This window comes from Gallibacterium salpingitidis (assembly GCF_030517105.1).
Classification (GTDB): domain Bacteria; phylum Pseudomonadota; class Gammaproteobacteria; order Enterobacterales; family Pasteurellaceae; genus Gallibacterium; species Gallibacterium salpingitidis.
This window is the reverse complement of sequence record NZ_CP103875.1, coordinates 1,736,065-1,756,848: the sequence shown is the minus strand read 5'-3', so window position 1 is coordinate 1,756,848 and position 20,784 is coordinate 1,736,065. Positions and strand designations below refer to the sequence as shown.

Here is a 20,784-nt window from a genome sequence, read left to right as displayed (position 1 = left end):
TTCGGTTGTTACTCCTTTTTTATCTATAATTTATTCAGCCAGCACTAATTCAATATCCATATTATTGATTGCCTTTTGAATATTATCAGGCAATTTGTTGTCCGTAATTAAACTATCAAAAGCATTGAGTTCACAAATCCAGAAAGTGGCGAGCTTACCGTATTTTGAGGAATCACTAACTAAAGTCTTATGACGGCTAGAATCTAAAATGGCTCGTTTGACAGCTAATTTACTTTCATCTGGTGTGGTTAAGCCTTTTAAACTCCATGAGGAAGTTGATACAAAAGCAACATCGATGGAAATATTACGCAAAAATTGAGCGGCTAGTTCGCCAACTGCGGAACGATTAAGTTTATTAATTTTACCGCCAGTGTGAATTAATTCACTTTGTCCATGATTAATCAAAAAATCGGCAACAGCAAAATCGTTAGTAATAATTAATAAATCATCACGTTCAGCAATATGTCGAGCAATTTCTAGCGTTGTCGTACCTGCATCTAAATAAACTGTTGAATTTTCAGGGATACGAGTTGCTGCACAGCGACCAATTTTTTCTTTTTCACTTTGTGAGAGTAGCGATTTTGCGGTATGAGTTGGTTCAATGGTTAATTTTTGTTGTAACTGTACCCCGCCAGATACAGAAATCACAATTCCTTTTTTCTCCAAGGCTTGAATATCACGCCGTATCGTCATATGCGATACATCTAACATTTCCATTAATGAATTGATACTGACAATATTCTGTTGAGCAAGAATTGTTAAGATATGTTTTTGTCGTTCTGCAGGAATCATACAATGTTTATCCATAGTCTATTTTTAGTGATTATATCTTTGATATTCCTAGTAATTCAATAGATTAACCAAGGAATAGAGCTTAAATATTTATCAGTCATTACACAGTTTAATATCATTTCTTCACAAATAAAATTTTATTTGATGTTAATTTTTGTTAAAAAGTGTGATCTGGATCGAGTTATTATTTTTCCGAATCGCGTAGTATAAATGCCATCAAAAAATGAACAACTAAAGGAGAATTAAAAATGACATATTCAGTGGCAGTCGTAGGTTTAGGTGCAATGGGAATGGGAGCGGCTCAATCTTGTGTTAAAGCAGGATTGGATACTTATGGTATTGATTTAGATGATAAATTACTTGATAAGTTAAAAGCTGTAGGTGCAAAAGGAGTAGCAAAAAATGCTAATGATTTTGCAGATAAACTTGATGCTGTCGTGTTATTGGTAGTGAATGCTAAACAAGTAAACCAAGTTTTATTTGTAGATAATGGTTTGGCAGCAAAACTTAAACCAGGTACAGCAGTAATGGTTTCTTCTACAATCTCTGCACAAGATGCGAAAGAGATTTCACAAAAATTAACAAATCTTGGTTTGATTATGTTAGATGCACCAGTTTCAGGTGGTGCTGCAAAAGCGGCAGTAGGTGAAATGACTGTGATGGCAGCCGGTTCCGATGAGGCTTTTGCTAAACTCAAACCGGTATTAGATGCAGTAGCAAGTAAAGTTTATAACATTGGCACAGAAATTGGCTTAGGTGCGACTGTTAAGATTATTCACCAATTATTAGCTGGAGTACATATCGCTGCTGGTGCAGAAGCAATGGCATTAGCGGCTAAAGCAGGTATTCCACTAGATTTAATGTATGACGTAGTTACTCATGCAGCAGGTAACTCTTGGATGTTTGAAAATCGTATGAAACATGTTGTAGATGGTGATTACACTCCATTATCAATGGTGGATATTTTCGTAAAAGATCTAGGTTTAGTTAATGACACCGCAAAATCATTGAAATTCCCACTTCATTTAGCAAGTACCGCGTACAGTATGTTCACAGAAGCAAGTAATGCAGGTTATGGCAAACAAGATGATAGTGCAGTAATTAAAATTTTTAGCGGTATTGAGTTACCACAAAAACAGGAGAAATAAGATGTTAGGTGTTATCGCAGATGATTTTACTGGGGCAAGTGATATTGCCAGTTTTCTAGTAGAAAACGGCTTGCGAACAGTACAAATGAATGGTGTACCGAATGGGGTATTAGGGGAAGAAGTAGATGCGATTGTTATCAGTTTGAAATCACGCTCTAATCCAGTGAAAGAAGCCATTCAACAATCTTTAGCAGCATTGCATTGGTTGCAGAAAAATGGTGCGACACAGTTTTATTTCAAATACTGCTCAACTTTTGACAGTACAGCGGAAGGGAATATTGGTCCAGTAACAGATGCCCTATTAGATGAATTAAAAGAAAAATTCACCATTATTACACCTGCATTACCAGTGAATGGACGTACCATTTTTAATGGCTATTTATTTGTGGGACAAGTTTTGTTGAATGAATCAGGTATGCAAAACCATCCAATTACACCAATGATAGATGCCAATTTATTACGTTTAATGGATCGTCAGGCGAAAGGGAAAACAGGATTAGTGCCATATGCAGAGGTCATTAAAGGCGCTGAAAATGTAAAACATTGTTTTGCACAATTAAAACAACAAGGATATCGCTATGCCGTAGTGGATGCAGTAGATAATTCACAACTCGATGTGTTAGCACAAGCCGTAGATGATATGAAATTAGTTACTGGTGGTTCTGGGTTAGCAGCTTATATGGCGCAACATCAGGCACAAGGAAAACAACATCAGGCTTTTGTGCCAGCAAAAGGTAAAATTGTCATCTTGTCTGGCTCTTGTTCTGTAATGACGAATAAACAAGTAGCTGATTATCAGCAAAAAGCAGCGACTAAATGGTTAGATGTTAGTCAATGTTTAAGTCGAGATAATTATGTTGAAGAATTATTTTCTTGGGTAGTTGCACATTTAAATGATCAATATGCTCCACTTGTTTATGCCACTGTACCGCCTGAACAGTTAAAACAAATTCAACAGCAATTTGGTGCTGATACAGCAAGTAAAGCAATTGAGGAAACTTTTGCACGATTGGCTGCAAGATTACGTGATTATGGTGTAACCAACTTTATTACTGCTGGTGGTGAAACCTCAAGTATTGTCGTGCAACAACTCGGTTTTAAAGGCTTCCGTATTGGTAAACAAATTGCACCGGGCGTACCTTGGTTGGCAGCGTTAGATGCACCAATTTATCTTGCATTGAAGTCAGGTAATTTTGGAAAAGAGGGCTTCTTTAGCCAAGCACAGGAGATGATGCAATGAACGAACAAGCTGTTAAACAACAATTAGTCCAACTTTCTCGTTCATTATTTGAACGTAGTTTTAGCGTTGGCGGTGCGGGTAATATCTCAGTTCGACTCGATGAGAATCGTTTTCTGGTGACACCAACCGGTTCTTCTCTTGGACGTTTAAAAGAAGAAGATCTCTCAGTAATTGATGCAGATGGCAATCTATTAAGTGGTAAGAAACCATCAAAAGAGTATTTTTTTCATTTGGCACTTTATGAAAAGAAACCTGAATGTAATGCAATTGTGCATTTGCATTCTACTTATTTAACGGCGTTGTCCTGTAAAGCTGATCTTGATTATGACAATGCGATCAAGGCGTTTACACCTTATTACGTGATGCGCGTTGGTCGTTTGCCTGTGATTCCATATTATCGCCCAGGTGCTGCGGAAATTGGTCGTGATTTAGCGGCAAAAGCACACGAAGGGAAGGCATTTTTATTAGCAAATCATGGCGTTGTCGTTTGTGGCAGTGATTTACAGGATGCTGTTGATAATAGTGAAGAGTTAGAAGAAACCGCAAAATTAATGTTTATTTTACAAGCACAAAACATTCGCTATCTCACTGATGCAGAAGTGAATGATTTGAAAATAGGGGGAAATAGAGATGCCTAAATTTGCTGCTAATTTATCAATGATGTTTACCGAAGTTCCTTTTTTAGATCGTTTTGAAGCTGCGGCGAAAGCCGGATTTAAATATGTGGAATATCTTTTCCCATATGAATATCCAGCGGCAGAGTTAAAAGCAAAATTGGATCAATATGGTTTGAAACAAGTGTTATTCAATACAGCGCCAGGTAATGTTGCTGCAGGTGAATGGGGGGGTTCTGCAATTCCAGGTCGTGAATCAGAAAGTCATCGTGACATTGATCGTGCATTGGAATATGCGATTGCATTAGAGTGTCCAAGTGTACTAGTAATGGCTGGTGTAGTACCAGATCCAAAAGAGTATGCGAAGTATAAACAAACTTTTATTGATAATGTTCGCTATGCTGCAGACAAATTTAAACCACATGGTATTAATGTCATGTTAGAAGCATTAAGTGCTGCAGTAAAACCAAATTATCTTTATGCCAGCCAATATCAGACATTAGAGCTAATTGATTTGATTGACCGCGATAATGTTTTTGTTCAATTAGATTATTTCCACGCTCAAATTGTAGAAGGAAATTTAACTCGTATTACAGATGATGTAAAAGCTAAATTAGGTCATATCCAAATCGCTTCTGTCCCAGATCGCCATGAGCCTGACGAAGGTGAAATTAACTATACTCATATTTTTAATAAACTTGATGAAATCGGTTATGACGGCTGGGTTGGTTGTGAGTACAACCCACGAGGTAAAACAGAAGATGGGTTAGTGTGGTTTGAAAAATATCTTCGTTAAATGCAAAAGAGCAGTCAGATAAAACAAGGAATATAGTTATGTTTATGTATTTATCACACCCATTAGATCCAAAAGATGTAGTATGGCCAGGTGAACCTGCTGTTAAAGTAACAAGATGTACTGATGTAACTGATGATTGTCCATTTAGCAGTTTTATCAGTGAAGTACCGAATCATTGTGGTACTCATATGGATGCTCCACGTCATTTTGTTAAAGATGGTCTAAGTATTAATGAGTTACCAATAGATTACTTTTGTCATAAAAATGTGGCTTTGCTAGAAATTCCAAAGGAACAAGCAGAAGGTATCACTAAAGAAGATTTAGAACCCTATGCTGAAATTCTAGCAAAAGTATCATTTGCTTTTTTACGCACTGGGTTTGAAAAATATAGAACAGCTGATCCTACTATTTATCAAAATGAAGGTCCGTATATTGCTACTAGTGCAGGTAAATATTTATCAGATAATTTTCCTAATTTGAAAGGTGTTGGAATTGATTTTTTGGCACTAGGTTCGCCATCTTCTCGTGTCCCTGATGAGGAAAATCCGAAAAATTGCCATAGAGCTATTTTAGGGTATTACACTGGGCGTTTTACTACTGTAATTGAGGATATGCGCTTATCAGAGCTACCTAAAGATGCAAAAATTCTACAATTTTTTAATGCTCCTTGGAGAATTGTAGGATTGGACTCAAGTCAAGTAACTTGCATTGTGGAAATTGAATAGTTTTTATTAAAACGTCATACCTAAATCTGATGATTAAGGGGTAATGAGACTTTTAACTACTAGAGAAAGGAAAATCAATATGAAGATTATTATTACAGGTGGACAAGGCTTTTTAGGACAACGTCTTGCTAGAGCATTATTGGAGCACCCATCTTTAAATTTAAAAGAATTATTGCTTTTGGATATTAATACACCAATAGTGAACTTGATTTTCAGCAAGCAGGTGACATGGCATTGTGAGTAACAATGCTCATAACAGTTGGGATATGGTATTTAACAGCCCAGTAATTCACTATTGGTTATTAGCACAACGACTTAGAAAGGGGGAGTCATTATGCAATATCAAAAATTTTATGATGATTTAATTATGAATCATCAATACATTTTAGGAGTGAAAAATGTTGAGAACTAGAAACTCGTATCGTTATGCAGTGTTATTTGTTATTTTTACTTTCATTGCAAGTTATTTTTCTGCACAAATTGAATGTGATTTTGGACGTATTGATGTTACAACTGTTAGTTTTATGACAGAAGAAATGAAGCCAATGCAGGCTAAAATTTATCGTCCAATTGAAGCAACAAAAGAAAACCCATTACCTGGTTTACTTGCTTTGCATGGTTATCAAAGTGATAAAGAAGCGACAGCTACTTTTGGTGCGTTAGAACTGGCTAAAAAAGGTTTTGTTGTTTTAGCTATCGATCACTTTGGACATGGCTACTCTACTCAGCTTCCAGCCAGCAATAAAAATATGAGTGGAGCAAATAATGGCTATCAATATTTAAAGTCGTTACCTTTTGTTGATCCAAATAGATTAGGTATTTTTGGTCATTCTACTGGTGCATTAAATGCAATTCGAGTAGCTAAACTTAATCCAGATCATAAAGCTGTCAATGGGTTAAGCGCAAATGGAGCAGATTTATCTGTACATAACTATTTATTAACACAAGGTTTATATGAAGAAATTGGAGGCTATCGTGAAAAAAGTTTTCCTGTTAAAAATTTAGTTAATAATCCTAATCGCCTAAAAGCTTTTGGTCTTAGTGAAAATGACACATTGGAATGGGGTAAACAGTATGGAAATATTGAAAATGGTAGTGCGAGACAGGCTGATTTAGTGGCTGGTACACATCTTGGTGTAATGATTTCTGAGGCAAGTAATGCAAAAGCAATTAACTGGTTTAATAAGACTTTAAAAAATAATTCAGACAATATATCGCAGGATCTTACGAATCAGACTTATTGGTATAAAGAGTTAACTGGATTATTATCATTAATCTTCTCATTAGTATCAACTCTCTTTCTTGCTAACGGTTTACTTCAACAACACTATTTTAGAGAAGCGATAAAAACAGTTAGTAATGAAACTGCTCTTTCTTCATCTAAATGGTGGGGAGTTGCGATTATCAATATTATTTTTACTGTTGTACTTTATCCTTTATTCACGCAGTGGGGTGGAGCAAATGAACCTATTGCTGCAGTGTTACCATTTATGCCATTAGAAATGGGGAATGGGATTATCACTTGGTTAATGGTAAGTGTAGTATTAAATTTACTATTCTTCTTACTTTGGAAAGCTAAAAAAACAACACTTTCCCTTGCCGAATTTGGCGTATTTAGTCAACAGACTGAACTCAAAACAACACAAGTAATCAGTAGATTTGCTCAATTAGCATTTATTTTATTTGCTTGGATTTACTTTATTGCAGGTTTTGTTCATTGGTATTGGGGGGTAGAAATCCGTTTCTTATGGCCATTTTTTAAACCATTGACTCCAGAACGTTTTAATCTGTTTATTGTATATTGGATCCCTATTTTATTATTCTTCTATGTTTATAATGGATTAATCCTTAGTGTACAAATGAAGCAAAAACTTAGTTACACTTTTACGGCAACTTTATGTATTTGGACAGTAAAATTTGTGTTGGTAGCCGTTAGTGGTTTGATCTTACTTTGGTTATTCCATTTTGTTCCAGACTTTATGCAGATTGGTCCTGGTTTTGATGTGATTGGTTTGCCACAATTTGGTGGGCGTTGGATGATGATGTTAGCAGTAATCATCCCTCAATTTATTGTCTTTATCTTTTTATATAACTGGTGTTATCTAAAAACAGGTTATATTCATCTCAGTGCTTTCTTCTGTTCATTATTAATGACATGGATAATGGTTGGCGGACAAGTTATTGGACGTTTTTTGGCGTAATAAAAAATATCCACCCCTGTTTGGGGTGGAATAATTAGTTTATTTTTTCAAACACCCACTAAAATCATCAGCGATTCGTTGCAAGAACGCGCTATAAGAGCCTTTACCTAAAGCTACTTTTTCACCCATAGGGTCGAGTTGTCCAACATTAACTTTGGTACTTTTTTGTAAACTTTCTATCACTTTTGGTGTGAATTGAGGTTCAGCAAATAAGCATTGCACTTTATGTTCATTGATCTCTTCTTTAATTTCCGCTAATTTTTTGGCGCCAGGGGCAATTAATGGATTAATGGTAAAATAACCAGTTTGTTTTAAGCCATAAGCATTTTCAAAATAACGATAGGCATCGTGGAAGACATAGAAGCCTTTATCTTTGAAATGACTTAATTGTTGACTAATTTGGCTATTTTTTTCTGTTAATTGTTGTTTGAATTCGTTTAGGTTAGCGGTGATTTTATCCTTTTGTTGAGGGTAGTGTTGAATAAGTTGTTCTGCTAATTGTTCTGCGACAAGCTGACTAATTTTTGGAGAGAACCAAACGTGCCAATCTTGTTCTAATTCACCATGACCATGTTCGTGGTCGTGATCTGCATGATTATGATCTGCATGGTCATGGTCGTGATCAGCGTGGTCGTGGTCAGCATGCTCGTGCTCGTGCTCGTGCTCGTGATCATGGTCATGGTCATGATCGTGGTGGTGAGCAGAAGTTTCACCAAGTAACGCATCAAGACCTTTAATATCACTAATAGTTAGTACAGTTTTTGCATCACGTTTTTCAATCGATTTTGCTAAAAAGGCATCAATATCTTCACCAACCCAAAGTACAAATTCAGCATCACGTACACGTTTAACATCAGATGGTTTCAAACTGTAATCGTGAGGAGATGCGCCAGCTGGCACCAATACTTGGGTTTGGGTTACTCCATCAGCAATGGAAGAAGCAATAAAACCTAATGGGCGAACAGAGGTAAGTATATCTGCATTTGCTAAGGTAGCAATTGCATAAGTAGATAAGGCTAAAGTAATTTTATTGATATTTTTCAATGATTTAGACATAAGATTTCCTCACATATAGTAATTAAGGGCAAATAAACTATGCCTATTTGCATAAAAATGCAAGACTTATTCTGTAAAAGAAAGTAAAACTAACTGAGAGGAATTCTCATTTAATAAACTACTCCCTTAGTTGGTGTAAGAGAGTAGTTATATTTTATATATGGAAATGACGTAACCTATTGGCATTAATTACAACGGTTACAGAACTACAAGCCATTGCTAATGCTGCCCACATTGGATTGAGTAAACCCAATGCAGCAATAGGAATTAAAATAATATTATAGAAAAACGCAAAAAATAGACTTAGCTTAATATTACTGAAAATAGCATTTGCAATATTAATTGCATTCACTAAGGTTTGCAGATGTGTATTAAGCAAGGTTAAATCAGCAGTTTCCATTGAAACTTTAGCACCGCTGCCCATTGCAACAGAAACATTTGCCATTACAAAGGCTTGTGCATCATTTACACCATCACCCACCATTGCAGTAATAGTATTTTCACTGCTTTGTTGGATATGGTCAGCTTTTTCTTGCGGTGTTGCTTGGGCAATAACTTGAGTAATACCTAAACGTTGTGCAAAGGCATTTGCTGTTTGTTGGTTATCACCAGTCAGCATTACCGTTTCAATTCCCATTGTGGTTAACTGTTTTAAAGATTGAATTGCATCATCTTTGATTTGATCACTAACAGCAAAAATATTTACTAGTTGTTTATCTTTAGCTAGGAAAACCAGGCTTGCCGCATTTGCTAATTGCTGTTGAATAAAGGCTTGACTAGCCGCAATATCAACTTCTAATTCTTGCATAAAACGCAAACTACCTAATGACCATTGTTGCTGATTAACTATTGCCTGCAAACCTTTACCAGCAATAATGTTAGCCGTATCAACTTGGTATAATTCAAGTTGTTGTTTAGCAAATTGAATAATCGCATCAGCTAGTGGATGTACCATTTGTTGCTCAATGCTGGCGGCAATCGCAATACTTTGTGGATCTTGTTGCCAAAGTGCAGTAACGGTTGTTTTACCAGTGGTTAATGTGCCTGTTTTATCAAAGAAGATCCGTTTTACTTTGCTTAATTGCTGTAAACCGTCAGCTTCTTTTACCAGAATACCGAATTTAGCGGCTTGTCCAGTGCCAACAATGATCGACATTGGAATTGCTAAACCTAAAGCACAAGGGCAAGAGATAACCAATACTGAAATTGCAGCAACAGTGGCATCACTCAAGGTCGCGCCTGCAATTAACCAACCTATAAGCGTAAATAGTGCAATTAAGATAACGACAGGAACAAAGATAGACGCTACTTTATCCACTAAAGTTGCTAACTGTGGTTTAGAGGTTTGCGCTTGATCGATCGTATGGATCATTTGAGCTAATGTGGTGCTGCGTCCCGTTTGCGTTGCTACGATTTGCCCACCGCCATTATTCACTAGCGTACCAGCGGTAACTACATCACCAATGATTTTTTTGATTGGTTGTGATTCGCCGGTTAGCATTGTTTCATTTACCCATAACTCACCAACTTTGAGTTGACCATCGACAGGAATTTTATCGCCAGTTTGCAATTGAATCAGCATACCCGCTTGAACCTGCTTGGTTGGAATAACTTTGCTTTCTCCTAGCTCAATAATTGTGGTTTGATTAGGGAGTAAATCCATTAATGCAGAAAGCGCTTTACAGGCGGACTTTTTACCACGACTTTCTAAAATTTTACCGATATTCACAAAACCGATCACCATTAAACCTGAATCCAAGTAAAGGTGGTGTTGAGTAAAATATTGTGGAAAAACAATAATCAGTAATGAAAGTAAAAAGCTAGTTAATGCCCCTAAAGCTACTAAAGTATCCATTGAAGTCGTTTTATGCCGCAGGTTGATCCAAGCTCGTACAAAAAAGTGTTTGCCTGAATAATAGATTGACAGTACCACGAACAAACTAATCACAAGATAGATTGCTTGATAGTGGATTGGATTGCTCGCTGCGAAATCTTCATAGTGAGGCAGCCAGTCAAACCACATTGCCAACATTAAACCAAAACCAACCACAAGTGCGACAATAGTCTGTTTTATTTTATGTTGGATCTCTTGTTGAAATTGTTGTTCGATACGTTCAGCACGAGTAATTTCATCTTCTAATAAATCTGCTTGATAGCCAGCTTGCTCAACGGCGAGACTGATTTGCTGTGGATCACCGCCAACTACGGTCGCAGTATTATCAGCCAGATTAACGCGCACTTCATTGACCTGCGCTACTTGTTTAATCGCTTTTTCTACTTTGCTCACACAAGCAGCACAAGACATTCCATTGATTAGGAATATCTGTTCAATAGCCTGTTCTTGAGCTTTAGCAGTAGCCTCGTGACCAGCAGTTGTTTGTTCTCTATTTGATTCAACGTGTTGTGTTGCTGTAGTTAATGCTTCAACACGTTGAGTAGTTACTTTGCTGAGAAACCAGCTTGTTCGACAGCCTGAACTAAAGCTTCTGTGCTTGCATCACCATAAACTTTTGCCACTGTTTTTTCGACATTAGCATAGACAACATCAGTTAAATTTTCTAACGCATTACGCACGCTATTAATGCAATGTTGGCAGTTTAATCCTGAAAGAGAGAGCGCTTGACTTGGTTCAGTAGCAATTTCAGCTTGATAACCAGCTTGTTGTACAGCTTGGATTAATTGTTCTGCGCTAGCTTCTCCTTCAACTTTTGCGTAATGAAGCGATACTTTAACTTGTTGTACACCAGCAACTGAATTGAGAGCGTTAGTGACACTTTTTACACAATGTTGGCAAGATAAATCTGCAAGTTTAAGTAAAATCATTGTTCTTTCTCCTTGTTTATTACTAAATATTCTTTGTTTGAAAAACGGTGTTACAATAAACCTTCCTGTAAGGTTAGAGTCAAGGAAAATAGATGTATATTAATGAAGTTGCTAAATTAACTAATTTGACGGCGAAAGCGATTCGCTTTTATGAAGATAAAGGCTTAATTAGTGCACCGAGTCGTAGTGCGAATGGCTATCGACAATATGGTATGCAGCATATTGAAGCATTAAATTTAATTCGGGAAGCACGAGAAATTGGTTTTTCATTACCAGAATGTGAACAGTTATTGTTTTTATATCGTAATCCTCACCGACGCAGTGCCGATGTTAAAGCGCAGACATTAGCAAAAATCAGTGAAATTGATCAGCAGATTCTACGTTTGCAACAAATGCGGGAAAAGCTAGCGGCATTAGCAGCACAATGTCCTGGCGATGATAGTGAAGATTGTCCGATTATTAATTCTTTAAGCGGACAAAGCTGCTGTCATCATAAAACATCATTGCACGACTAATAATCCCATACAGCCTTTATCGGCAAGTAGTAGGTTGGAAGCACCAAAGATAAATGGATAAGAGTTGGACGATTGATTATCGAATTTGACTAAAATTCTGGTTTCACCTTCAACCCAAACGGTATCAGTCCAGCTTAATTGTTCTTTTGTTGCACGTTTGTCATTTTGTTGCTCAATAAGAAATTTTGCGCCTTGAATTTGAAAGCCAGTGGCTTGATCAGCGCTCAATACCCATCGTTCAACAGTGCCTAATTTCGCCATAATATCAATACGGCGCGGATCAAAACGGCGTCGATTAATCATTGCATCTTGGGTACTTAAGGTAATGTTTCTCTCTTTAACAGGCGTAAGCGGTAATCCTAGATTAGCATCTGGTAATGTTGGTTTTTGTTGTGAAAATGCTGAGGCTAATCCTTGAGGGCGTAATTCCACTACCAAATTATTCTCCAAATCATCAGACATTCCCAAAATGCCACGAATTTTATCCATTAAAGTACGATCTTTGCCTGCTAACAATTGAACTGTTTGACCTTGTGTTAAATTGACTAACACTTCAACTCGTTCACCGGGCGCAAGTAATAGCGCATCTATTTCCTGTGGTTTAGTGAGAAAACCTAAACCCGAAGCAATTTTGAAGAAAGGTTGTTGATTACTTAATGTAAGGTGATAAGGACGGGAAACTGAAGCATTAAGTAAACGTAAACGGATAAAACCTCTCGGCACATTGACGAAACAATTGCGTTGACCATTAACGAATAATTGTTTTCCTAAGAATTGATTACCATCGAGATTAAAGAGTTGCTGTCCTTCATAATTAAGGGAAATATCTTGTAAGATTAGCGGGATATCATTTTCCCCATATTTGTTGGGGACTAAACTTTTTTTACCTTCTTCATCATCAATAATCCACATTCCCACTAAACCGCGATAACTCTGATAAGCAGAACGTCCAATCGTATCGCTGTGATACCAGCAGGTAGAAGCATTCTGTTTGATTGGAATAATGGGAGACCAAGATGTTTGCGGAGCAATATTGCGATTAATACTGCCAGAAATTTCGCCATTTGCTTGTAAACCTTGAATATTAATGGCAATAACTTCGCTAAGGTCATTACGATAAGTTAGACGCAAAAAATCATTTTGTTTCATTTTAATTGTCGGTCCAAGATAGAAATCATTGAAACCCCAAGCATCGACTTTTTGTTTGCCATCAAAGGCTTTTTTCACATTATGCGCATCTAAAACAATCGGTGAACCGCGTCCAACTGAAGTGAGCGGAGGAATCCAGAGAGGCACTTTATCTTCGGCAATAGCATAAGGCGGTAAGCTACTGCAAGCTGCAATAGCGACAGAACCTTGTATAAATTGGCGACGAGAATAGTTACCCATTTTTCTCCTCCTTAACATTTAAGATTGATGTTGAGTTGCTACGATTTCAGCATCCAGTTTTGCAATATGTTGTTCCATCAAATCGTGACAATATTTAGCGAAATCACGAACTGTTTCACGACTATATTGGCTACTATCAATTGGTGGCAGCATTTCACAAATCACTTTGCCATTATGCCAACGATTGAGGTTTACTTGTTTGTGCGTAGAAGAACAAACAACGGGCACTACGGGAACGCCAGCTTCGATAGCAGCATAAAAAGCGCCTGTTTTAAATGGTAATAAACCTCTGCCACGACTACGCGTTCCTTCTGGGAACATCCAGATAGAAAGATTATCTTTATGGATCCGTTTTGCTAAAGTAGTCATTGTATTATGCGCTTTACTACGATTTTCACGATCGATAAAAATATTTCCCGTTGCCCAATAGAGTACACCAAAGAAAGGAATCCAGATTAGGCTTTTTTTGCCTACACTAACGGTGCGTGGCATCACCATCCGAGAAATTGTCACCATATCATAGTTATTTTGGTGGTTGCCAATATAGATACAGCGTTCAAATTTATCTGCGCCATCGGGATAACGATATTCCACTTTTAGACCAAAAAGCGGATGTAAACGAGCAAACCAATGTGCAAAAAGAGCAACATTATTAGGATTTTTAAAACGAATCAGTGAATAAATAGAGCCTATTACACAAATCAAAATACAACAAATAACGACAATAATAATACGAAGAATTTTAAGCATGACTTATCCCTCAAATAAATTGCAGCAAGTATAGCGAATTTGCTGTAATAAGTACAAAAGAACAAAGCGTTAGAGCAGAAAATGCTTTATAGTATGCCTTTCTTGATTAATGATTGATTTAACAATGAGTAAACCTACCTATTTTATTGCTGATTTACATCTGAGTGAGCAATCGCCACATTTGCTCGCTTTATTTCGTTATTTTATGACTGACATTGCACCACAAGCGCAAGCGTTATATATCTTAGGGGATTTATTTGATTTTTGGGTTGGTGATGATGAAGATTCTGAAGCGATCAGAGAGATTAAACAATTATTAACTCAATTAACAACACAGGGCATTGCTTGCTATTTTTGTCATGGTAATCGTGATTTTTTATTGGGGAAAAAATTTGCTGAACAAACAGGAGTTCAGTTATTACCTGAATATCACAAAATGGAGCTATATGGCAAAGCGACATTGGTATGTCATGGTGATACTTTATGTACTGATGATCTTGCTTATCAAAAATTTCGCCAACGAGTTCATCAACCTTGGCTGCAAAAATTGTTCTTTTGTTTACCATTGAAATATCGCATTAAACTCGCACAACGTATTCGTCAGCAAAGCCAAGCTGATAAAAAAGAGAAAAATGCACAAATTATGGATGTTAATGCTGATACGGTAAGGCAAACTTTTGCTCATTTTAATGTAGAGCAAATCATTCATGGGCATACACATCGGCAAGCTATTCACTTTTTAGAAGATAAAAAGCGTATTGTGTTAGGGGATTGGCGAGAAGAGCTTTCGGTATTTGTAGTAGAAGAACAATATCAAGGCTATTTTGTGAATTTAGCCTTACCGCAGTAGTGATTCGATAGAAAAAAGAAAGCCCATAGTAAAAACACTATGGGCGAAATTCTTTTGGTATAAAAACTAAATTTCATAAAAGGAGACAAATAAAACATAGTACCAAAAGAAAAAATTTGGCTCCTCCTGCTGGACTTGAACCAGCGACATATGGATTAACAGTCCACCGTTCTACCGACTGAACTAAGGAGGAATAGCCCCATTGGGCAATGCGGGCTGCATTTTATTGATTTTGTTTTGCTTTGTCAACAGATAGCCATTGTTTATCTGTGATAAAAACTGCTATTTATGTTCGGTTGCGATTGGCAATAGAGTAAAAATTTGATGATTTAGCAGAATATCTTGCAAGGTATATTGTGCTAATGCTTGATAAAAGGCGTCGAAAGCTTTCAGTAAAATTGGCGGTAAACGGCAACTTTGATTAATGCAGCATTGGTTTTTATTGCCGAAACATTCAACAATGACACTTTTCTCTTCGGCAAGACGAATGATTTCCCCTAAATTTAATTCGGCTGGTTTACGGTGAAGTCGAATACCGCCACCTTTGCCGCGAACTGATTGAATAAGATTATTTTTTGATAAGTGGTGGATAACCTTCATTAGATGATTTTCAGAAATGTTATAGACTTTTGCAATTTCTTGAATTGTTGATAATTTTTCTTGATGAGCGGCTAGATAGAGCAGAACACGTAAATTGTAATCGGTGAAAGTACTTAGTTTCATAATAATTACTTAATAACGAATCAAGATATTGGTATGGTACGCTTTATTCGTTATTGAAACAATGTTCTGCTCCTGCGATTAGCTAGGGAATTATCCTAGATCAAAATGCGGATAGGAATTTTAATAAACCAAAAAGTAATGCTTCTTTTGGTACTTTTTGTTGATTGAGGTAGAACTCTCCATCTTTTTGCTCAAAATATAATAGATAAGATTTATCGGTTTCGACTAACACACCTTGCTTAACTTGAGATTGTAATTCTCGTTCAATCATTTGTTGAATTTCATATGAATTGATTCTTTGTTGTGGGTTAGTTGACTCATTGAGTTGTTTGATCAAGGTTTCAGTGAATGTTCTTTGGAAAGCTTTATCAAAAGTTAATTTAATCGTGAGTTGTGAAAAGAAGTTATCTGCATCGCCTTTGTTTAAATTTGTGACCGCATTCTTTTCAGGTGTAATAATGGTCACTAAATCCACTCTACCGTCACTATTAGCTAAATGTAATGGATTAAGCACAAATTGTGGCTGATTATCAAATAATGTAGTGGCTGCTTGAGAAGCTGCTGCTTTATCATCATTTAACAACGCATCAATCCATTGGATTATCGCCTCTCCTTGTAAATGATTGAATTCAATCTTGGAATCTTGTTGGGATAACAGAGATTGTCCATTTAAACTAAAATCACCGACTTTGTTAGTGGATTGGATGGAATAAAAATCATCTTGTTTGATAAGGTTGGTTTCGCCAACTTGATCTTTGTAAGCAATAATTAAACCTTTGTCGCCATTAGCTTCTGTAGTTTGTAGTAACTTCAAACTACTGGTAATTTTCCCTGTTGGCAGATATTTCCAATCTGTAGATTGTAGGTCAGCATTAAGATCAAATTGTTCAATTAATAATTTAACTGGCAGATTGTGTTTAGTGACGACATTGAGATCAATATGTGGAATGTTGAAAGTCGCTTTAATAGCTTTTTTTCCATCCATATCTAATGTATAGCGGCTTTCTTGCCAATTTGCAGTTGTTTCTTCATTTTGCACTTTACCTGAGTTAATCAATAAATCTGCTTGTATCTGTTGTTGATAACCGAGATTAAGATCCAATAAGAAAGGTGTTTTTTCAGCAAATGCAGCGAAAAGCGGTTCTGTTTCTGCTGTTTTTTGCAGTGTAGTTTGGCTAGAAGATGCTTGTGGTACAAAGTTAAAATGGCTGACGAGATTAAGAGGAAATGGACCATGATAGATAACAGTATGCATAGGGAAAGAGGCTTTACCTACCGTTAATTGATACTGCATATCAGTAGAAAAAATATGTCGATCTAATTGTACATTTTCGATTTTTGCAATTGAATTTTGGTTAATTTTCTCAATAGTTGAGGCATAATTTTTTTCGATTTCTGTACCAGTGTACCAAGCTGAACCTGCCCAAATACCGCCAAGAACAATAATTAAAGCGGGAAGAATAAACCGTTTTTTCTGCATAATGTGATCCTCTTAGTCTAAAAATAAATTTCTCTTGGTTAGTATAACTTATTTACATTGGTTTTGTGGTTTATTTGCCATAATTTCAATAATTTGAAAATCAGTGTGCTGCATACTTTTACAAGCGATAGCACATAAATTATCAATACTGCGATCGATAGTATGTTCAACAATACCTTCATCACCTGTAACGCAAGTTTGATTCATTGCCATTAATACTGATTTGTAGGCAGAAGTAACGCTAGTAGAAACCTTCATTGCACAGCTATTGGCCGCACCATCACATAACATTCCACTAATGTCACCAATCATACTGCTAATCGCCATTGCAGCAGTTTCAAAGTTATTGTTAATTAAATAGGAAATACCGGCACAACTTCCCATTGCTGCGGTAGTCACTGCGCAAAGTGCGGAAAGTTTTGGCAATTTGCTATGAATAAAAATTGCCATTAAATGAGAAAGAAATAATGCACGAGTACGTTGTTCAGCGGAAACATTAAGGTGATTCGCTACCACGACTACCGGCATAGTTGCTGTAATACCTTGATTGCCAGAGCCTGAATTACTCATTGCTGGTAAAGTTGCACCACCCATTCTGGCATCAGAAGCAGCGGTTGTATTGATCATAATTCTGGAAAGTAAGTCATCGGATAATAAACCGTCACCAATATGTTTTTGCAAGGTACGAGCAATATGCAATCCATAATCTTTGCGTAATCCTTCTTGAGAAAGCGCAGCATTTAAGGTTTCCGCTTGATTGATAAAGTCAATTTTATCGAGAGCAACTTGCATCGAAAAATCAAAAATATCTTTCGCTTTTAATTGGTTAAATACTGCATAGCTTTCATCATTATTAGCTGTTTCGGGCGGTGCTTGATACAGTATTGCGCCATTTTGTTCGATTAACACGATATGAGTATGTTGATCTTGAATAACAACACGCACCCAATTATCACCAGCATATAAGGTCGATTCAGCATACAAAATATGATCGGTTTGTTTGATAGAAACACTGACGAGTTGTTGTTGCAACATTGTTTTTGCTGCCGTGATTTGATCGGCAGTGATGGATTTTAATACTTCTAAACCCGCATCTGCGTTACCGCCAATTGCACCGATGGCAGCAGCAATTGGTAACCCGACCATACCAGTACCAGGTACGGCAACACCTAAGCCATTCTTCATTAAATTAGGTGATACTTTGCCGATAATTTTTTCAGGTATTTGTTTTAAATATTTTGCTGCGGTCGCAGAAGCTAAAGCTAAAGAAATTGGTTCAGTACAGCCTAGTGCAGGAACAACATCTTGTTTAACAATATTAATTAAGGTTTGCTCAAAAGGTTGTAAATGTGAATTCATAAAGCCTCATCAGGTTAGCAACAAGCATTAATGAAATAGGATAAAAATATACTTGCTAAATATACACAGTAAAAAAATATGCGCTAGTAAAAAGATGAATATTCAATGATTTTTGGCTAAATAGAAAAAAATGAAAAATTTTTATAGATGCCCCCTTGAAAATCCAATTTTAACTTCAATTTAGTGTGGCACGAACGATGAGGCGTTCAGAAAAACAATTGAGCAAAAATTTAAAATTGCCCTTGTATTTCTCAAAACGATCCTTATTTAGTCGAATGTCAAAAATGAATTCAAAATCAGGAGAATAACTATTATGGGAAAAATTATTGGTATTGACTTAGGTACAACAAACTCTTGTGTGGCTGTGATGGATGGTGATAAACCACGTGTAATTGAAAATGCAGAAGGCGATCGTACAACCCCTTCAATTATTGCTTATACACAAGATGGTGAAACTTTAGTAGGTCAACCTGCAAAACGTCAAGCAGTAACAAATCCAAAAAATACATTATTTGCAATCAAACGTTTAATTGGTCGTCGTTTTACTGATGATGAAGTACAACGCGATGTAAGCATTATGCCATTTGATATTGTGAAAGCAGACAATGGTGATGCTTGGGTAGAAGTGAAAGGCGAAAAAATGGCTCCACCACAAATCTCTGCTGAAGTGTTGAAAAAAATGAAGAAAACTGCAGAAGATTTCTTAGGTGAAACTGTTACTGAAGCAGTAATTACTGTACCTGCATACTTTAACGATGCGCAACGTCAAGCAACAAAAGATGCTGGTCGTATTGCTGGTTTAGAAGTAAAACGTATCATTAACGAACCGACAGCTGCAGCGTTAGCTTATGGTTTAGATAAATCAAAAGGTAATCACACTATCGCAGTATATGACTTAGGTGGTGGTACATTTGACCTTTCAATTATCGAAATTGATGAAGTAGATGGCGAAAAAACTTTCGAAGTACTAGCGACTAACGGTGATACCCACTTAGGTGGTGAAGACTTCGATAATCGTGTTATCAACTACTTAGTGGATGAGTTCAAGAAAGAACAAGGTATTGATTTACGTAATGATCCATTAGCAATGCAACGTTTGAAAGAAGCTGGTGAAAAGGCGAAAATTGAACTTTCTTCAGCGCAACAAACTGATGTGAACTTACCATACATCACTGCAGATGCAACTGGACCAAAACACTTAAATATCAAATTAACTCGTGCAAAATTAGAGTCTTTAGTTGAAGATCTTGTGGCTAAATCAATGGAACCAATTCGTGTTGCATTGAAAGATGCTGATTTGAGTGTGTCTGAAATCAATGATGTTATCTTGGTTGGTGGTCAAACTCGTATGCCATTAGTACAACAAAAAGTGGCAGAATTCTTCGGTAAAGAACCACGTAAAGATGTTAACCCAGATGAAGCTGTGGCAATCGGTGCGGCAGTACAAGGCGGTGTATTAGCAGGTGATGTAAAAGACGTATTATTACTTGATGTTACTCCATTATCACTTGGTATCGAAACTATGGGTGGTGTAATGACTACCTTAATTGAAAAGAATACAACGATTCCTACTAAGAAATCACAAGTATTCTCAACAGCGGAAGATAACCAAAGTGCGGTAACTATCCACGTATTACAAGGTGAACGTAAACGTGCAGCAGATAATAAATCTTTAGGTCAATTTAACTTAGAAGGCATTAATCCAGCACCACGTGGTATGCCACAAATTGAAGTAACTTTCGATATCGATGCGGATGGTATTATCCATGTATCTGCGAAAGATAAAGGTACAGGTAAAGAGCAACAAATCACTATTAAAGCTTCTTCAGGTTTAAGTGATGAAGAAATTCAACAAATGGTACGTGATGCAGAAGCAAATGCAGAAGCTGACCGTAAATTTGAAGAATTAGTTCAAGCTCGTAACCAAGCAGATCATTTAGTTCACTCAACTCGTAAACAATTAGGTGAAGTAGGTGATGCGCTTTCAGCAGATGATAAAGCAGCTATCGAAAAAGCAGCTAGCGAACTAGAAACTGCAGCGAAAGGCGAAGATAAAGCTGCGATTGAAGCGAAAACTCAAGTATTAATTCAAGCCGCTGAAAAATTAATGCAAGCTGCTCAACAACAAGCTCAAGCTGGTCAAGCACAGCAACAACAAGCACAAGGTAGTGCAAAGAACAACGGAGATGATGTTGTTGATGCTGAGTTTGAAGAGGTAAAAGATAAATAATTTATCCTCCTGATGCAGCAGTTTATTCAATAGGTTGCTGCAATTAACTAATGGGCGACGGTTCAACACCTCGCCCTTTTAGTGTATTCAGAA

At 36.8% G+C, this 20,784-nt stretch carries 18 protein-coding genes, 1 tRNA gene and 1 pseudogene; 10 read left to right on the top strand and 10 right to left on the bottom strand.

Features of this window, described 5'->3' with window-relative positions:
• Positions 1-30 precede the first annotated feature (30 nt).
• Entirely contained in the window at positions 31-792 is a 762-nt protein-coding gene (locus NYR30_RS08605) for a DeoR/GlpR family DNA-binding transcription regulator (RefSeq protein WP_302502470.1), read from the bottom strand.
• Positions 793-1,040: 248 nt separating this feature from the next.
• Here NYR30_RS08605 and ltnD point away from each other — a divergent pair, with 248 nt between their 5' ends.
• The 7 genes and pseudogenes from ltnD to NYR30_RS08570 all read left to right on the top strand — a co-directional run bounded on the left by ltnD (position 1,041) and on the right by NYR30_RS08570 (position 7,516).
• Positions 1,041-1,940 carry an L-threonate dehydrogenase gene (ltnD, locus tag NYR30_RS08600; protein ID WP_066112168.1) on the top strand — a complete coding sequence of 300 codons (900 nt, stop codon included), beginning with the start codon at positions 1,041-1,043 and terminating at the stop codon, positions 1,938-1,940.
• 1 nt (position 1,941) lies between these two features.
• Complete coding sequence (gene otnK, locus NYR30_RS08595) at positions 1,942-3,180, top strand: 3-oxo-tetronate kinase (RefSeq protein ID WP_066112172.1); 1,239 nt, start codon at positions 1,942-1,944, stop codon at positions 3,178-3,180.
• The gene (otnC, locus tag NYR30_RS08590; protein WP_302500556.1) at positions 3,177-3,818 is read left to right on the top strand and encodes a 3-oxo-tetronate 4-phosphate decarboxylase; all 642 of its coding nucleotides are present in this window, start codon (positions 3,177-3,179) and stop codon (positions 3,816-3,818) included. The genes otnK and otnC overlap by 4 nt, the downstream gene beginning before the upstream one ends.
• Positions 3,811-4,590: a 2-oxo-tetronate isomerase gene (gene otnI, locus NYR30_RS08585; RefSeq protein WP_302500554.1), complete on the top strand. Its 780-nt coding sequence runs from the start codon at positions 3,811-3,813 to the stop codon at positions 4,588-4,590. The genes otnC and otnI overlap by 8 nt, the downstream gene beginning before the upstream one ends.
• Before the next feature lie 38 nt (positions 4,591-4,628).
• The gene (locus NYR30_RS08580; protein WP_302500552.1) at positions 4,629-5,315 is read left to right on the top strand and encodes a cyclase family protein; all 687 of its coding nucleotides are present in this window, start codon (positions 4,629-4,631) and stop codon (positions 5,313-5,315) included.
• A gap of 79 nt (positions 5,316-5,394) precedes the next feature.
• Positions 5,395-5,514 (top strand): annotated as a pseudogene (locus tag NYR30_RS08575) (D-erythronate dehydrogenase); the annotation flags it as partial.
• A gap of 202 nt (positions 5,515-5,716) precedes the next feature.
• Positions 5,717-7,516 (top strand): alpha/beta hydrolase, encoded by a 1,800-nt coding sequence (locus tag NYR30_RS08570; protein WP_437125217.1) that lies wholly within the window; start codon positions 5,717-5,719, stop codon positions 7,514-7,516.
• Positions 7,517-7,555: 39 nt separating this feature from the next.
• Here NYR30_RS08570 and znuA read toward each other — a convergent pair whose 3' ends face one another.
• From znuA to NYR30_RS08555, 3 genes are all read right to left on the bottom strand, one after another.
• A complete protein-coding gene (znuA, locus tag NYR30_RS08565) occupies positions 7,556-8,572 on the bottom strand; it encodes a zinc ABC transporter substrate-binding protein ZnuA (RefSeq protein WP_302500548.1) in 1,017 nt (338 codons plus the stop codon).
• A 154-nt stretch (positions 8,573-8,726) separates the two neighbouring features.
• On the bottom strand, positions 8,727-10,886 hold the full coding sequence (locus NYR30_RS08560) for a heavy metal translocating P-type ATPase (protein ID WP_269147530.1): 2,160 nt from the start codon (positions 10,884-10,886) through the stop codon (positions 8,727-8,729).
• Positions 10,887-11,011: 125 nt separating this feature from the next.
• Complete coding sequence (locus NYR30_RS08555; RefSeq protein WP_066112196.1) at positions 11,012-11,395, bottom strand: copper ion binding protein; 384 nt, start codon at positions 11,393-11,395, stop codon at positions 11,012-11,014.
• Positions 11,396-11,487: 92 nt separating this feature from the next.
• Here NYR30_RS08555 and cueR point away from each other — a divergent pair, with 92 nt between their 5' ends.
• Complete coding sequence (cueR, locus tag NYR30_RS08550; protein ID WP_066112199.1) at positions 11,488-11,910, top strand: Cu(I)-responsive transcriptional regulator; 423 nt, start codon at positions 11,488-11,490, stop codon at positions 11,908-11,910.
• On the opposite strand, the gene NYR30_RS08545 is transcribed toward cueR, so the two are convergent.
• Both NYR30_RS08545 and NYR30_RS08540 read right to left on the bottom strand, forming a co-directional pair.
• A complete protein-coding gene (locus tag NYR30_RS08545) occupies positions 11,896-13,299 on the bottom strand; it encodes a multicopper oxidase domain-containing protein (RefSeq protein WP_302500544.1) in 1,404 nt (467 codons plus the stop codon). The two genes, cueR and NYR30_RS08545, sit on opposite strands and share 15 nt — an antisense overlap.
• Positions 13,300-13,317: 18 nt before the next feature.
• Positions 13,318-14,049, bottom strand: coding sequence for a 1-acylglycerol-3-phosphate O-acyltransferase (locus tag NYR30_RS08540; protein ID WP_302500542.1), 732 nt, complete (start codon positions 14,047-14,049; stop codon positions 13,318-13,320).
• 124 nt (positions 14,050-14,173) lie between these two features.
• Here NYR30_RS08540 and lpxH point away from each other — a divergent pair, with 124 nt between their 5' ends.
• Complete coding sequence (gene lpxH, locus NYR30_RS08535) at positions 14,174-14,899, top strand: UDP-2,3-diacylglucosamine diphosphatase (protein WP_066104666.1); 726 nt, start codon at positions 14,174-14,176, stop codon at positions 14,897-14,899.
• 117 nt (positions 14,900-15,016) lie between these two features.
• Here the strand turns inward: lpxH and NYR30_RS08530 are convergent.
• From NYR30_RS08530 to NYR30_RS08515, 4 genes are all read right to left on the bottom strand, one after another.
• Positions 15,017-15,092 (bottom strand) — tRNA-Asn (locus NYR30_RS08530).
• 89 nt (positions 15,093-15,181) lie between these two features.
• Positions 15,182-15,622, bottom strand: coding sequence for an RrF2 family transcriptional regulator (locus tag NYR30_RS08525; protein WP_066112207.1), 441 nt, complete (start codon positions 15,620-15,622; stop codon positions 15,182-15,184).
• A 100-nt stretch (positions 15,623-15,722) separates the two neighbouring features.
• Complete coding sequence (locus NYR30_RS08520) at positions 15,723-17,102, bottom strand: YdgA family protein (protein WP_066422116.1); 1,380 nt, start codon at positions 17,100-17,102, stop codon at positions 15,723-15,725.
• A gap of 48 nt (positions 17,103-17,150) precedes the next feature.
• A complete protein-coding gene (locus tag NYR30_RS08515; RefSeq protein WP_302500537.1) occupies positions 17,151-18,461 on the bottom strand; it encodes an L-cysteine desulfidase family protein in 1,311 nt (436 codons plus the stop codon).
• Between the two features lie 313 nt (positions 18,462-18,774).
• Here NYR30_RS08515 and dnaK point away from each other — a divergent pair, with 313 nt between their 5' ends.
• Positions 18,775-20,691, top strand: coding sequence for a molecular chaperone DnaK (gene dnaK, locus NYR30_RS08510; protein ID WP_066112217.1), 1,917 nt, complete (start codon positions 18,775-18,777; stop codon positions 20,689-20,691).
• Positions 20,692-20,784 lie beyond the last annotated feature (93 nt).